The organism is Caballeronia sp. LZ029 (genome assembly GCF_031451275.1).
Lineage (GTDB): Bacteria > Pseudomonadota > Gammaproteobacteria > Burkholderiales > Burkholderiaceae > Caballeronia > Caballeronia jiangsuensis.
Genome location: NZ_JARUXO010000004.1, coordinates 984503 through 997827, shown reverse-complemented (window position 1 = coordinate 997827; position 13325 = coordinate 984503). Strand labels below are relative to the sequence as shown.

The window sequence follows — 13325 nt, the reverse complement described above, 5'->3', positions numbered from 1 at the left end:
CGAGCGAACACGATGACCGCAACGATCCAGAGTTTCGACGAAGCCCAAACCGCGCGCCTCGTGCCTTATGACCGGCTCGTGGACACGCTCGCCGCGACGATGCTCGATTACGCGGCCGGCCGCATCGTGAGTCCGGAGCGCATGGTCGTGCCGATCGAGGGCGGCGTCATGCTGTCGATGCCCGCGAGCGCCGCCGATATCGCAATGCACAAGCTCGTGAACGTGTGCGCCGGCAATGGCGCGCGCGGCCTGCCGACGATTCACGGTCAGGTCACCGCATACGACGCCGCGACAGGCGTGCCGCAATTCATGCTCGACGGTCCCACCGTGACGGGGCGGCGCACGGCATCGGTGTCGATGCTCGCGATCCGCGCGCTTCACGCCGCCGCGCCGCGCGAAGTGCTCGTGATCGGCACGGGCAAGCAGGCGGCGTATCACGTCGAGGCGCTCGCCGCCGTTTATCCGGATGCGCGCATTCGCGTGCAGGGCTCGCGTCCCGGACGCGCGCGCGAGTTTTGCGCCGCGCACGCGTCGGCTTCGGGCAATCTCGCCGCGCTCGACGACGCCGCTATCCCCGATTCGATCGATATCGTCATCGCCGCGACCACGAGCAAGACGCCCGTCTACACGATGCCCGCGCGTGAGGGGCGGCTCGTGATCGGCGTGGGCGCCTTCACCGCCGATGCCGCCGAGATCGCCGCCGCGACCGTCCACGCGAGCGAGCTTTATGTCGATGACCTCGCGGGCGCGCGTCACGAAGCGGGAGACTTCATTCTCGCGGGCGTCGACTGGAACGCGGTGCATGCGCTCGCCGAAGCGCTCGCCGCGCCGAAGAAGGCCGAGCGTCCCGTAATGTTCAAATCGGTCGGCTGCGCGGCGTGGGATCTCGCGACATGTCGCGTCGCACGCGCGGTTTTGTCGGAGGAAAACGGCGCGCCCTGAAAGTTCGGTTGGAACGGTACTTGCTGACGGTTTGCTTAATGATAGAGGCGCAACGGCGTCACGAGATAAACGGCGCAGGCCATGCGCCAAAGCAATCGAGCCAGCGAACTGACCCATGAAAAGTCGATACGACAGCAAGTGGCACCCGTGGATTCCGGCGCACGACGACGGTGGCGAAGGTGCGGGCGCAAACCGAAAGGCGCTTCCGCACGCAAGCGCCTCGCCCCCCGCGGCTTACTTCATCTCCGTGCTGGAGCTTGCAACAGGCGAAAAACTCGGCAGCGACGAGCGGGTGCGCGCCGTCGCGATGCTCGAATCGCAATTCGGCGAGGGCCGGCCGCGCACGCTGAAAGAAGCGGTCCGTATTTGCGCCGCGGCGATCGATTCATCGACATTGCAGCGCATGGCGCGCGGCGCAAAGGCCTGAAAAAGGTCCGATAAAACGACGAATCCGAAGCGCGCTTTTTTCACACGCTTGTAAAACGCGCGTGTTCGCCGAAAAACGCGCGATCGTTCGAGCGCGCGCGTCGGCCTGTCATTTGACGGTCTGAATCACTTCGAAGCCTTCGAACTCCGGATGTCCGAGATAAAGCTGGCGTGTTTCGCCGCCGGCATTCCGATGCGCCGCGCGAAACGCGTCCGAGCGCGTCCAGTCCTCGAAAGCCGCCTGATTCGCCCAGATCGTATGGCTCGAATACAGGACGTGATCGTCCTTCACCGGGCCCTTGAGCAGATGAAACTCGACGAAACCCGGCACGTCCTTGAGATGCGTGTCGCGACTGGTCCAGAGGCGTTCGAAATCCGTCTCGGCGCCGGGCACGATCTTGAAGCGGTTCATGGCGATATACATGTCGATGCGTTTCCTTAACCGTAGAATCAAAAATTAAAACGATTAGCCGCGCTCCAGTTCGACGAGCGTCGTGAAGCCGCCGAAGAACATGCGCTGAGGGTCGAATGGCGGCTCGCCTGACTCCATCATCGACTTGAGGCGCGGGTCTTCCATCACTTTCGCATTGACGCTGTCGCGCTGCTCGCGCGACTCGTAGACGATATACGAGAACACGACGGTCTCGCCTTCCTTCTGTTGCACGCTCTGCGGAAACGACGTGAGCTTGCCGGGCTTGACGTCGTCGGCGATGGTCTCCACGAATTGCAGCGCGCCATGCTCCATCCAGATCTTGCCGGCGGCTTCGGCCATGGTGCGGTAGGCGTCGATCTTGTCGATCGGCACGGGTACGACGAATCCATCCACGTAGTGCGCCATCTGAGTCTCCTGAATCGGTTCGAAAGCGGACCGCGCATGCGATGCGCTGCTCGTTTGAGCGATTCGTAAGCAATGAAGTTCAGGCCGGCTGATGTGGCAATTCGGCCGTCCATGCTTCGGCCGCCGACGCGCGTTTGAGCACCGTGGTCGAGAGCGGCGCGAAGTTCATCCCGTACACGGATTCGAGCGGCATGCCGAGCGTATGCGCGAGCGCCACTTTCACGACGATCGCGTGCGTGACGACGATGCAGCGCTCGCACGCATTCAGGCCATCGATGAACTCCAGCCCCTGCGCGACGCGCACGGCGAGCATCGCGATGCTCTCGCCGCCATGCCCGCGCGCCTGCGGATCGGCGAGCCATGCGGCGACATGCTCCGGCTCGCGTTCGCCGGTTTCGCGTATCGACTGCCCGCGCCAGCGGCCATAGTCGAGGTCGTCGAACGCCGGAACGATGTCGAATGCATCCGCGAACCATGCTGCCGTCTGCCGTGCCACGGGCGCGGGGCCTGAAATCACGCGCGTATGGTCTTGCGGCCCCGCGAGGAGCGGCGCGAGCCGCGAGTGCCCGTCGTGCTCGGCGAGCTCGTCGCCGTTGGGAAAGTGGCCGGTTTTCATCGCACGCGTGGCCGCGTGACACAACAGAATGAGTTCCAAGGGATCGCCGGGCTATTCGGAATCGTTTTACTTTGCCGCCGATCATCATAGAATGGCAAGCTTGCAGTGCGAGGAAGCCGGTGCAAACCCGGCACGGTCGCGCCACTGTATGCGTTCGTCAGCGTGAAAGCGTTGCGCCGCGAGTCAGACCCCGCTGCAAGCTCTTCGTCAATCGGGACGCGCTTTTCCCTGGAGAACCATCATGAACGCTTCCAACACGCCGGTCTTTTCCGCTCCGGTTTCCCCGTCGCTCGACGCACCCGTGCCCATCCCGGTGCGCGAAGTGCTGCCGTGGGCCGTCTTCATCGGCCTTCTTTTGCTGATCGCCATTTATTTCGTCGGCGCGGAGCAGGGCGCAACGTCGATTTTCTCGGGCATGTACGTCCACGAATTCGTTCACGACGGCCGGCATCTGCTCGGCTTTCCGTGCCACTGAGGACGCGTCATGATTCGCACTTTGCTGATACGCGGCATGATCGCGGGGCTGGTCGCGGGCCTGATCGGCTTCGGCTTCGCGCGTGCGTTCGGCGAGCCGTCGGTGGCGCGCGCCATCGCGTTCGAGGAACAGCACGAGCATGCGCAAGCCGCGCATGAGCACGAACACGAGCAGGCCGACGCCGCGACTGGCGCCGCGCATTCGCACGATCACGGCGACGAGGAACTCGTCTCACGCGATACCCAAGCGGGCCTCGGCCTCCTGACGGGCGTGGCGGTGTTCGGCACCGCGCTGGGCGGTCTTTTCTCGCTCGTGTTCGCGTTCGCCTACGGGCGGCTCGGCGCATTGCGCGCGCGCGGCACGTCGGCGCTGCTGGCGTTGTTCGGCTTCGTGAGCGTCGCCATCGTGCCGTTCCTCAAGTATCCGCCGAATCCGCCGGCGGTCGGCAATGCCGAAACCATCGGGCCGCGCACGGCGCTCTTCTTCGGCATGGTGGCCATTTCCATCGCGGCGGCGGTGTTCGCCGTGTGGCTGCGGCGGCGCATGGCGGCGCAACATGACGGCTGGAACGCGACGCTCATCGCAGCGGCCGCGTATATCGTCGTGATCGTGGTGGCGCAGGTCGCGCTGCCGCGCATCGATGAAGTGCCTGCCGATTTCTCGGCTTCGCTCTTGTGGAACTTCCGGCTGGCCGCGATCGGCATTCAGGCGCTGATCTGGACGACGCTCGGTCTCGTGTTCGGCGCACTCGCCGCGCGTGAACTGGAGCGGCCGGCTATCAGGAGAATGGCCGCGGCTTGACCGGCTTATCCGGCCCGATCACGCGGCTCACTTCGCGCTTGCCGCACGCCGCGCGAGCAATGCGTCGAACAGATCGAGCTTCGCGGCATCGTCCATCGATCTGAAGGTCTTGATCTCTTCGCGGCTTCTGAAGCAGCCGAGGCATAAGCCCGTTTCGGGATCGAGCTTGCATACGTCGGTGCATGGCGAGCCGATCGGTTCCTGCGTCTTGGCGCGCTCGATCGTGAAGGCGAGATCGAGCGGCGTGCGGATGTCTTGCGTGGTCGTCATAGTGATTCGCCGCGAAAGAGCGCGGCGGCAGCGGCCGGATTCGACGGCCAGTAAGCGTGCATGTAGGTGGCCGTCACCGGACCGTGCCGATAAAGCGCTTCGCCCGATGTGCCTGTGGTCGCGTGCTTCGCTTCGAGGACGGCCTGCATCGGCGTGTGCAGCGTCGAGTAATGGAAGGTGTGGCCCGTCATCGCGCCGTGCATCGTGTCGATGCGCTGCATCGCGAGGCGCGACAGCTTGCGTTGCATCGCGGCATCGCCGGGGAGAATGCCGAGCATTGCGTGCCGCGTGCCTTCGATGTCCGTCAGCGTGTCGAGCAGATAGAGCATGCCGCCGCATTCCGCGACCACCGGTTTCTCTTTCGCGACATGCCCGCCGATCGACGCGCGCGTGCGCGCATTCATGGCGAGCGTCGCCGCATGCAGCTCGGGATAGCCGCCGGGAAGGTAGAGCGCATCGGCGTCGTGCGGTGCGGGTTCGTCGGCCAGCGGCGAAAACGTGCTGATGCGCGCGCCCATCGCGACGAGCAGATCGACGTTCGCAGGATAGACGAACGAGAACGCGGCATCGCGCGCAATCGCGATATGCATTCCGTCGAGCAGACGCGGAGGCGCAGGAAGGCTCGCATCGTCGAAATGAACGGACGGCGGCAATTCCGCGAGCGCGGTTTGCGCGATGGCATCGGCGGCGCGATCGAGCCGAGCGTCGAGGCCCGCGATTTCTTCCGGCTGCGTGAGGCCGAGATGACGCTCGGGCAGCGCGATATCGTCCGCATTCGACAGATGGCCGCAATAGCGCAGCCCGTCGGGAATGGTCTCCGACAGCATTTGCGCATGACGCGCCGACGCCACGCGATTCGCGAGCACGCCATGAAACGGCACGTCCGCGCGATAGCGCGCGAGCCCGAACGCGATCGCGCCGAAGGTCTGCGCCATGCCGTGCGCGCCGATCACCGCGAGCACGGGCACGTTGAACGCGACGGCGAGATCGGCGCTGCTGGGCGTGCCGTCGAAAAGACCCATCACGCCTTCGATGAGTATGAGATCGGCCTCGCGCGCGGCTTGTGCAAGCAATGCGCGGCACGCATCGAGCCCGACCATCGACAGATGCAGCGAATAGACGCGCGTGCCGCATGCGCGTTCGAGGATCATCGGATCGAGAAAATCCGGGCCGGTCTTGAACACGCGCACGTTCAGGCCACGGCGCGTGTGATGACGCGCGAGCGCGGCCGTCACCGTGGTCTTGCCTTGATGCGACGCGCTTGCGCCGATGAACAGAGCGGGGCAGTCGGGCATCGCGTTCAGAACTCGACGCCGCGTTGCGCCTTCACGCCCTGCTCGCGATAGGGGTGCTTGACGAGCCGCATCTCGGTGACGAGATCGGCGAGTTCGATCAGCGCATCGGGCGCGTGACGTCCCGTCACGACCACATGCAGCGTCGCGGGACGCGCCTTCAGCACGTCGAGCACTTCATCGAGCGGCAGATATTCGTACTTGAGCACGGCGTTCAGTTCATCGAGCACGACCATTTGATACTCGCCGCTTTCGATCATGCGCCGCGCCTCGTTCCAGCCTTTGCGCGCGGTGGCCATGTCGGCTTCGCGGTTCTGCGTGTTCCAGGTGTAGCCGTCGCCCATCGTGACGAAATCGCAATGAGCGATCGCGCCGAGGAAATCGCGCTCGGACGTATGCAGCGCGCCCTTGATGAACTGCACGACGCCGAGCTTCATGCCATGACCGAGCACGCGCACGGCCATACCGAACGCCGCCGTGGTCTTGCCCTTGCCGTTGCCGGTATTCACGATCAGAAGGCCCTTCTCGTGATCGGCGGCGGCCTGCTTTTTCTCGTGACCTTCCTTGCGACGTTGGGTCATGCGCAGATGCGATTCGGTATCGGTTTTCACATCGACTCCAGTGTGAACGGGATTGCGGCGGGTCTTTGCATGACGAAAGACGGCCGTATCGTACATCAGGTGGCGGCTGCGTTCGCGGCTTAATTCTGCGCTAACAGACGGTGGGCATCATGCACTCACGCACTCACCGACTTCAGGAGCAGAAAAATGGACGCGCTCTATCTCTATCTGGAACTCGTGGCGCTCATCGTTCTCGTCTGGCTCTGCCGCGACAAGTTCAGGCCCGTTGTCGCGAAGCCGCTCGCCGAAACCAAAGGCCCGCGGATGGCGACGAAGCCGGTATTCATGTTCCGTTCGCACCGGTTTCATGCGCCGCTGCGATCGCGACGGTTACGCCGCAATCGATCGTCTTTGGCACGATGAGCGTGCGCGCGTGGCCCGCAAGCAGCGCGCATGGCTCGCATACGCCATCGACGTGCAGATGCTTCGCTGCATGATGTGAAATCGCGGTGCGTGGCGCATGCGCGATTTCATCGGCGCTATAGAAGCGCAGCGGCAGGCCGTGACGCTCGCAGAACGCGAGCAAGCCCGCTTCATCCCTTTTCGCATCGATGCTCGCGACGATCGCGATCTCATCGAATCGATGCGTGCCCAGCGCAACACGCACCGCGTGTTCGATCGCGTCGACGCTCGTGCCTCGCCTGCAGCCGATACCGACCGCAAGCCGCATAGCGGCAGACGCATTCATGCGAGCAATGACGGATTCCATGTGCGATTCAAAGAAAGCGCGCCGCGCGGGCCAGCATTATGACACCGCGCGCGCCGCGTCATTTCTTGACGCTCGCGCCCGCCGCGCCTAGACTTTCACGCAGTTTTGGTGCTCGCGCGCGGATTCTCTCGCGCGCAGTTAAACGGGAAGCAGGGCGCGTTCCTTCGACCGATCGAGTGGACGTCAACCTGCGCTGCCCCCGCAACGGTAAGCGATTCCCCGTGCACGCGATGTTTCATCGCATGAACGGGAAGCCGGCTTCGAGGCCACTGCGCGTATTTACGCGCGGGAAGGCGAAGCGGCGCAATCGTCAGCCCGGATACCGGCCAGACTTTCACAGGGATCGCTGTCGCGGGGATGCGGCGCGGCCCATGATCCATCAAGCGTGCGTTTCCCATTTCATCCCGCGGCGTTGTCACGCATCGCGCGACACGAAGCGCTCGCACCTGAAGCCACGGAGCTACGATGCAAACCCGCAAGATCCCCGTCACGGTCGTGACCGGCTTTCTCGGCAGCGGCAAGACCACACTGATGCGGCATATCCTGTCCAACGCGCAAGGAAAGCGCATCGCGGTGATCGTCAACGAGTTCGGCGAGCTCGGCATCGACGGGGAAATCCTGAAGGGCTGCGGCATCGGCTGCGACGACGAAGCCGGGTCCAAAGACCGCAATCTGTACGAACTCGCGAACGGCTGCCTGTGCTGCACCGTGCAGGAAGAGTTCTATCCGGTGATGGAGCAGCTCGTCGAGCGGCGCGACAGCATCGATCACGTGCTGATCGAAACATCGGGTCTCGCATTGCCTAAGCCGCTCGTGCAGGCGTTCAACTGGCCGTCGATCAAGAACGCGTTCACGGTCGATGCGGTCGTCACCGTGGTCGATGGTCCCGCCGCCGCGAGCGGCCAGTTCGCGGCCAATCCCGTCGCCGTCGATGCGCAGCGCAAGGCCGATCCGAATCTCGATCACGAATCGCCGCTGCACGAGTTGTTCGAGGATCAGCTCGCGTCGGCGGATCTCGTCATCGTGAACAAGACCGATCTCATGGACGATGCAGCGCTGCAAAAAGTCGAGGCGCTCGTGCGTCCCGAGATTCCGCGCGAAGTGAAGATCGTGCCTGCGCAAATGGGCCGGCTCGATGTGCATACGCTGCTCGGTCTCGAAGCGGCATCGGAAGAGACGATTCATCTGCGCCACGATCATCACGGCTCGCCCGACGATGAAGGCCACGCCGATCACCATCACGACAAGTTCGATTCGTTCGTCGTTCAGGGCAAGGTCGAATCGCGCGAGCAGGCCATCGCGGCATTGCATGCGCTCGTCGAGCATCACACGATCTATCGCGTGAAGGGTTTCGCCGCGCTGCCGGGCGCTGCGATGCGGCTCGTCGTGCAGGGCGTCGGGCGTCGTTTCGACAGCTATTTCGATCGCCGCTGGCAAGCCGGTGAAGCGACGACGCAAAGCCGTTTCGTGCTGATCGGCGAAGACCTCGATCGCGACACGCTGCAACGCGCATTCGACGCGGCGCTCGCGAGCGCTGCCGTGCAGGCATAAGCAGCCATGCATCTGCTCCGCACGACACCGGGAGGCTTCGTCGACGATGCGCAAGGCGTCATGCGCATCGATCAGACACGCGCGCCGATCGTGGTGCTCAGTTCCGCCGACACGACGCTCGCGTTGCTCGCGAGCGTGTTTCCGCGTCTGGAAGCGGGCTTTCCCGAAGTGCGGCTCGCGAATCAATCGTTCCTGCGCCAGCCCGCGTCGGTCGATTTCTATATCGACGATGTGTTGCGTCACGCGAAGGTCGTGATCGTCGATCACCTTGGCGGCGAATCGTACTGGCCTTACGGCATCGAACGGCTCGTCGCGCTCGCGAACCAAGAGCAACAGATGCTCGCGATGTTTTCGGGCGATCTCACCGAGGACCCGAATCTCATCGGCAAAAGCACGGCGGATGCCCGGTTTTGCCGCGAGCTGTCGCGCTATCTGCGTGAAGGCGGCGCGCGCAATGCGGAAGAATTCCTGCGCACGATCGCGCATCACGCGTTCGGCTTCGGACGCGAGCCGCAGCCGCCGAGCCCGCTGCCTGCCGTCGCGATCTATCATCCCGAGCGCGATATCGCGACGATCGAAGACTGGCAGGCGCGCTGGACCGAAGGCGCGCCCGTCGCCGCTATTCTTTTTTATCGCGCGCATTTGCAGTCGGGCAATACCGCTGTATTCGATGCGCTCATCGAAGCGCTCGAAAAGGAAGGCATTAATCCGCTGCCGATCGCGATCTCGTCGTTGAAAGAGAGCATGAGCCGCGAAGTCGTGGACCGTTTATGCGCGGAGCATCGCGCATCGCTCGTATTGAACACGACGGCTTTCGCGGCGAGCGTGATCGGTGAAGACGAAGTATTCGAAGTGGCGGGCGATGCGCCCGTGCTGCAAGTCATCCTGAGCGGCGGCAATCGCGACGACTGGCAAAAGGACAATCACGGCTTGAATTCGCGCGATGTCGCGATGCACGTGGCGCTGCCCGAAGTCGATGGCCGCATCATCACGCGCGCGATCAGTTTCAAGGGTCTCGCGTATTACTGCAAGCACACGCAAGTGGACGTGGTGCGCTATCAGGCCGATGCGGAGCGCGTGCGCTTCGTCGCGGAACTGAGCCGCCGCTGGTGCAGGCTGCGTCATACGCCGAATGCGCAGAAGCGCATCGCGCTCGTGCTCGCTAACTATCCGGCGAACGAGGGGCGCATCGGCAACGGCGTGGGACTCGACACGCCCGCATCGGCCATCGGCATTCTGTCGATGCTCGCGCGCGAAGGCTATCGCGTGGGCGACATTCCCGCGAACGGCGATGCGCTCATCGCCGCGCTGACCGAAGGCGTGACCAACGATCCCATCGTGCGCGACTTGCGTCCCGCGCTGCAGAGTCTCGCGCTCGATGACTATCTCGACGCGTATCGCACGTTGCCCGCCGATGCGCGGGCCGCGCTGGAAAAGACCTGGGGCACGCCCGAAGACGATCCCACCATAAGACGCGGCCGCTTCATGATCGCGGGCTATCGTTGCGGCGAAGTCTTCATCGGCATTCAGCCTTCGCGCTCGCGCGAACGCCACGATTACGCGAGCTATCACGATGCCGAACTCGTTCCGCCGCATTCGTATCTCGCGTTCTATGTCTGGTTGCGTCTGCGCTTTCAGATGGATGCGATCGTGCATGTCGGCAAGCATGGCAACCTCGAATGGCTGCCGGGCAAGAGCGTCGCGTTGTCGTCGTCGTGCTGGCCCGATGCGATTCTCGGACCGATGCCGCATCTCTATCCGTTCATCGTCAACGATCCGGGCGAAGGCAGTCAGGCGAAGCGTCGCGCGCAGGCCGTCATCATCGATCATCTGATGCCGCCGCTCACGCGCGCCGAGAACTACGGGCCGTTGCAGGATCTGGAGCGTCAGGTCGACGAATACTACGAAGCGCTGATGGTCGATGCGCGGCGCGCGAAGCTGTTGCGCCGGTCGATCCTCGCGAACATCGTCGAGAACAGGCTGCACGAAGAACTCGGTCTCGATGCGCCGCGCGATGCCGTAGGCGAAGATGCCTTGCTCACGCGCGCCGACGCGTATCTCTGCGAGCTGAAGGAAGCGCAGATTCGCGATGGCCTGCATGTGTTCGGCGTCTCGCCGCAAGGCGTGCAGCGCCGCGATACGCTGCTCGCGCTCGGCCGCTTTCCGATCGGCGACGGGCAGGGCGCGAACGCGGGCCTCATCACGGCGATCGCGCGCGATCTGCAACTGCCCGCCGATTTCGATCCGCTCGATGCCGACTGGGCTGCGCCGTGGAACGGGCCGTGTCCGCGTGCGCTACTGGAAGTCAGCGATGCGCCGTGGCGTCATCAAGGCGATACGCGCGAGCGCCTCGAAGCGTTAGCGATGCAACTTTTGTCGGACGACGATGCCGCCGCGCCCGGTCCGCATGCATCGCTCGTGCTCGAACGTCTGCGCGGCGATGTGCTCGCGCGTCTGGATGCATGCGGCCCGCAAGAGCTTTTGCAATTGAAGCGCGGCCTCGAAGGTCGTTTCGTGCCGCCGGGTCCGAGCGGTTCGCCGTCGCGCGGCAGGCCCGACGTGCTGCCCACGGGCCGCAACTTCTATTCCGTCGATACACGCGCATTGCCGACGCAGGCGGCCTGGTCGCTCGGACTCAAGTCGGCGAACGCACTGGTCGAACGTCATGTGCAGGACCACGGCGATTTTCCGCGCGCCATCGGCCTGTCCGTGTGGGGCACGGCGACGATGCGCACCGGCGGCGACGATATCGCGCAGGCGTTCGCGCTCATCGGCGTGCGGCCGAAGTGGGCGGCGGGCAGCCATCGTGTGACCGACTTCGAGATTCTGCCGATATCGATCTTCAACCGGCCGCGTATCGACGTGACGCTGCGCGTATCGGGCTTTTTCCGCGATGCGTTCGCGAACCTCATCCATCTCTTCGATGCGGCCGTGCAGGCCGTCGCCGAACTCGACGACGAACCCGACGATATCAACCCGATCCGCACACGCATCCTGCGCGAACGCGACGAACTGATCGCGCGCGGCATCGAAGCGAAGGAAGCGCGGCGGCGCGCGGGCTGGCGCGTGTTCAGCACGAAGCCGGGCGCATACGGCGCGGGCTTGCAGGAGCTGATCGACGCAAGACAATGGCAGTCCGACGCCGATCTCTCCGCTGCCTATCAAAGCACGGGCGGTTACGCCTACTCGCAGACGGGCGATGGCGTCGAAGCGCGCGCGAGCTTCGGCACGCGGCTTTCGACGCTCGATGTCGTGCTGCAGAATCAGGACAATCGCGAACACGATCTGCTCGATTCGAACGACTATCACCAGTTTCAAGGCGGCATGGTCGCGGCCGTGCGCTATCTGTCGGGCGTGCAGCCGCACGCGTATAACGCCGATCACAGCAATCCCGCCGCGCCGCGCGTGCGCACGTTGAACGAAGAGATCGCGCGTGTGGTGCGTTCGCGCGTCGTCAATCCGAAGTGGATCGATGGCGTGAAGCGGCATGGCTACAAGGGCGCGTCCGAACTCGCCGCCACCGTCGATTATCTTTTCGGCTACGACGCCACCGCGCGCGTCGTGTCGGATCATCAATACGCGCTCGTCACCGATGCCTATGTGAACGACGCCGACACGCGCGAGTTCATCACGCAACACAATCCGCACGCGCTGCAATCTATCTGCGAGCGCCTGCTCGAAGCGATGCAGCGTGGCCTGTGGCAGGAACCCGCGGGCTATCGCGAGCAGGTCGAACGGCATCTGCTCGATGTCGAACAGTGCATCGAGGGCCGACAACATTGAATCAGAACACTTTCCCCTTTACCGCGCTCGTTGCGCAAGCGCCCTTGCAGCAAGCGCTTTTGCTCGCGGCAGTCGATCCATCGATCGGCGGCGTGCTCGTCAGCGGGCCGCGCGGCACGGCGAAATCCACGGCGGCGCGCGCACTCGCGGAGCTGTTGCCCGAGGGAAAGCTCGTGACTTTGCCGCTCGGCGCGAGCGAGGAACAACTGATCGGCACGCTCGATATTCAAAGCGCATTGCGCGATGGCGGCGTGAAGTTTTCGCCGGGGCTGCTCGCGAAGGCGCATCTCGGCGTGCTGTATGTCGATGAAGTGAATCTTCTGCCGAATCCGCTCGTCGATCAGTTGCTCGATGTCGCGGCGAGCGGCGTGAACATCATCGAGCGCGATGGCATTTCGCATCGGCATGACGCGCGCTTCGTGCTGATCGGCACGATGAATCCGGAAGAAGGCGAGCTGCGTCCGCAATTGCTCGATCGTTTCGGTCTCGCCGTGGAGATGAGCAATTGCTTCGATGCAGACGTGCGCCAACGCATCGTGAAGTCCCGGCTCGCATTCGATACGGATCCCGAAGCATTTCGGGCGCGCCACGAAAGCGAACAGACGTCGCTGGGCCAGCGCATTCATGCGGCGCGCGCGGCGCTCTCGTCATTCGATTTCGACGATACGGTTCATGCGCGCGTGAGCGAGCTTTGCATCGACGCGCATGTGGACGGCTTGCGCGCCGATATCGTGATGCTGCGCGCGGCGCGGGCGCTCGCTGCACTGGAAGGTGCAGCGAACGTGGCGGTCACGCATGTCGAGCGCGTCGCCGATGCGGTGCTGAAGCATCGACGGCGAGAGAGTCAATCGCCTTCGCGTGAACCCGCCTCGCGTGAATCCACGCCGCGCGATGCAGGCTCGGGTGAATCGGACTGGGGCGCGATGCCGCCGGAGCCGACGGGCATCGCGAAGGTCAAGCAAGTGAGGCCGCTCGCCGCAAAAAAAGCCTGAACCATCGAAG

At 64.0% G+C, this 13325-nt stretch carries 15 protein-coding genes and 2 riboswitches; of the genes, 7 read left to right on the top strand and 8 right to left on the bottom strand.

Going from position 1 to position 13325, the window contains the following annotated elements:
• Window positions 1-12 precede the first annotated feature (12 nt).
• Together lhpI and QCE73_RS30615 are read left to right on the top strand one after the other, a co-directional pair.
• A complete protein-coding gene (gene lhpI / locus QCE73_RS30620; RefSeq protein ID WP_309884857.1) occupies window positions 13-942 on the top strand; it encodes a bifunctional Delta(1)-pyrroline-2-carboxylate/Delta(1)-piperideine-2-carboxylate reductase in 930 nt (309 codons plus the stop codon).
• A 115-nt stretch (window positions 943-1057) separates the two neighbouring features.
• Window positions 1058-1369: a hypothetical protein gene (locus tag QCE73_RS30615; protein ID WP_035503697.1), complete on the top strand. Its 312-nt coding sequence runs from the start codon at window positions 1058-1060 to the stop codon at window positions 1367-1369.
• Between the two features lie 108 nt (window positions 1370-1477).
• Here the strand turns inward: QCE73_RS30615 and QCE73_RS30610 are convergent, their stop codons facing one another.
• The 3 genes from QCE73_RS30610 to QCE73_RS30600 form a co-directional block, all read right to left on the bottom strand.
• The gene (locus QCE73_RS30610) at window positions 1478-1792 is read right to left on the bottom strand and encodes an antibiotic biosynthesis monooxygenase (RefSeq protein ID WP_035503695.1); all 315 of its coding nucleotides are present in this window, start codon (window positions 1790-1792) and stop codon (window positions 1478-1480) included.
• A 42-nt stretch (window positions 1793-1834) separates the two neighbouring features.
• Window positions 1835-2206: a DUF1428 domain-containing protein gene (locus QCE73_RS30605; protein WP_035503693.1), complete on the bottom strand. Its 372-nt coding sequence runs from the start codon at window positions 2204-2206 to the stop codon at window positions 1835-1837.
• 79 nt (window positions 2207-2285) lie between these two features.
• A complete protein-coding gene (locus tag QCE73_RS30600) occupies window positions 2286-2861 on the bottom strand; it encodes a histidine phosphatase family protein (protein ID WP_309884856.1) in 576 nt (191 codons plus the stop codon).
• A gap of 47 nt (window positions 2862-2908) precedes the next feature.
• Window positions 2909-3035, top strand: a riboswitch (cobalamin riboswitch).
• Between the two features lie 28 nt (window positions 3036-3063).
• Between QCE73_RS30600 and QCE73_RS30595 the strand changes: the two genes are divergently transcribed.
• Both QCE73_RS30595 and QCE73_RS30590 read left to right on the top strand, forming a co-directional pair.
• Entirely contained in the window at window positions 3064-3297 is a 234-nt protein-coding gene (locus QCE73_RS30595) for a CbtB-domain containing protein (protein ID WP_035503688.1), read from the top strand.
• Window positions 3298-3306: 9 nt separating this feature from the next.
• Window positions 3307-4098, top strand: a complete 792-nt coding sequence (locus tag QCE73_RS30590; protein WP_309884855.1) for a CbtA family protein — start codon at window positions 3307-3309, stop codon at window positions 4096-4098.
• A gap of 27 nt (window positions 4099-4125) precedes the next feature.
• Here QCE73_RS30590 and QCE73_RS30585 read toward each other — a convergent pair whose 3' ends face one another.
• The 5 genes from QCE73_RS30585 to QCE73_RS30565 all read right to left on the bottom strand — a co-directional run bounded on the left by QCE73_RS30585 (window position 4126) and on the right by QCE73_RS30565 (window position 6989).
• Window positions 4126-4368, bottom strand: coding sequence for a DUF1289 domain-containing protein (locus QCE73_RS30585; protein ID WP_075583875.1), 243 nt, complete (start codon window positions 4366-4368; stop codon window positions 4126-4128).
• Window positions 4365-5663 (bottom strand): cobyrinate a,c-diamide synthase, encoded by a 1299-nt coding sequence (locus QCE73_RS30580; protein WP_309884854.1) that lies wholly within the window; start codon window positions 5661-5663, stop codon window positions 4365-4367. The genes QCE73_RS30585 and QCE73_RS30580 overlap by 4 nt, the downstream gene beginning before the upstream one ends.
• 5 nt (window positions 5664-5668) lie before the next feature.
• Entirely contained in the window at window positions 5669-6271 is a 603-nt protein-coding gene (gene cobO, locus QCE73_RS30575) for a cob(I)yrinic acid a,c-diamide adenosyltransferase (RefSeq protein ID WP_309884853.1), read from the bottom strand.
• Between the two features lie 117 nt (window positions 6272-6388).
• Window positions 6389-6589, bottom strand: a complete 201-nt coding sequence (locus QCE73_RS30570) for a hypothetical protein (protein ID WP_309884852.1) — start codon at window positions 6587-6589, stop codon at window positions 6389-6391.
• Window positions 6564-6989: a cobalamin biosynthesis protein gene (locus QCE73_RS30565; protein WP_309884851.1), complete on the bottom strand. Its 426-nt coding sequence runs from the start codon at window positions 6987-6989 to the stop codon at window positions 6564-6566. The genes QCE73_RS30570 and QCE73_RS30565 overlap by 26 nt, the downstream gene beginning before the upstream one ends.
• A gap of 89 nt (window positions 6990-7078) precedes the next feature.
• Window positions 7079-7335, top strand: a riboswitch (cobalamin riboswitch).
• A 119-nt stretch (window positions 7336-7454) separates the two neighbouring features.
• Between QCE73_RS30565 and cobW the strand changes: the two genes are divergently transcribed.
• Genes cobW through QCE73_RS30550 form a run of 3 tightly spaced genes read left to right on the top strand, consistent with a single transcriptional unit; the run spans window position 7455 to window position 13315 of the window.
• Complete coding sequence (cobW, locus tag QCE73_RS30560; protein WP_309884850.1) at window positions 7455-8540, top strand: cobalamin biosynthesis protein CobW; 1086 nt, start codon at window positions 7455-7457, stop codon at window positions 8538-8540.
• Between the two features lie 6 nt (window positions 8541-8546).
• A complete protein-coding gene (gene cobN / locus QCE73_RS30555) occupies window positions 8547-12323 on the top strand; it encodes a cobaltochelatase subunit CobN (protein WP_309884849.1) in 3777 nt (1258 codons plus the stop codon).
• The gene (locus tag QCE73_RS30550; RefSeq protein ID WP_309884848.1) at window positions 12320-13315 is read left to right on the top strand and encodes an AAA family ATPase; all 996 of its coding nucleotides are present in this window, start codon (window positions 12320-12322) and stop codon (window positions 13313-13315) included. Before cobN ends, QCE73_RS30550 begins: the two co-directional genes overlap by 4 nt.
• Window positions 13316-13325: the final 10 nt, after the last annotated feature.

Excerpts from the sequence above, each read along its gene's own strand:
- lhpI (WP_309884857.1), top strand. The coding sequence starts at position 13 with ATGACCGCAACGATCCAGAGTTTCGACGAAGCCCAAACCGCGCGCCTC.
- QCE73_RS30615 (WP_035503697.1), top strand. The coding sequence starts at position 1,058 with ATGAAAAGTCGATACGACAGCAAGTGGCACCCGTGGATTCCGGCGCAC.
- QCE73_RS30610 (WP_035503695.1), bottom strand. The coding sequence starts at position 1,792 with ATGTATATCGCCATGAACCGCTTCAAGATCGTGCCCGGCGCCGAGACG.
- QCE73_RS30605 (WP_035503693.1), bottom strand. The coding sequence starts at position 2,206 with ATGGCGCACTACGTGGATGGATTCGTCGTACCCGTGCCGATCGACAAG.
- QCE73_RS30595 (WP_035503688.1), top strand. The coding sequence starts at position 3,064 with ATGAACGCTTCCAACACGCCGGTCTTTTCCGCTCCGGTTTCCCCGTCG.
- QCE73_RS30590 (WP_309884855.1), top strand. The coding sequence starts at position 3,307 with ATGATTCGCACTTTGCTGATACGCGGCATGATCGCGGGGCTGGTCGCG.
- QCE73_RS30585 (WP_075583875.1), bottom strand. The coding sequence starts at position 4,368 with ATGACGACCACGCAAGACATCCGCACGCCGCTCGATCTCGCCTTCACG.
- QCE73_RS30580 (WP_309884854.1), bottom strand. The coding sequence starts at position 5,663 with ATGCCCGACTGCCCCGCTCTGTTCATCGGCGCAAGCGCGTCGCATCAA.
- QCE73_RS30570 (WP_309884852.1), bottom strand. The coding sequence starts at position 6,589 with ATGAAACCGGTGCGAACGGAACATGAATACCGGCTTCGTCGCCATCCG.
- QCE73_RS30565 (WP_309884851.1), bottom strand. The coding sequence starts at position 6,989 with ATGGAATCCGTCATTGCTCGCATGAATGCGTCTGCCGCTATGCGGCTT.
- cobW (WP_309884850.1), top strand. The coding sequence starts at position 7,455 with ATGCAAACCCGCAAGATCCCCGTCACGGTCGTGACCGGCTTTCTCGGC.
- cobN (WP_309884849.1), top strand. The coding sequence starts at position 8,547 with ATGCATCTGCTCCGCACGACACCGGGAGGCTTCGTCGACGATGCGCAA.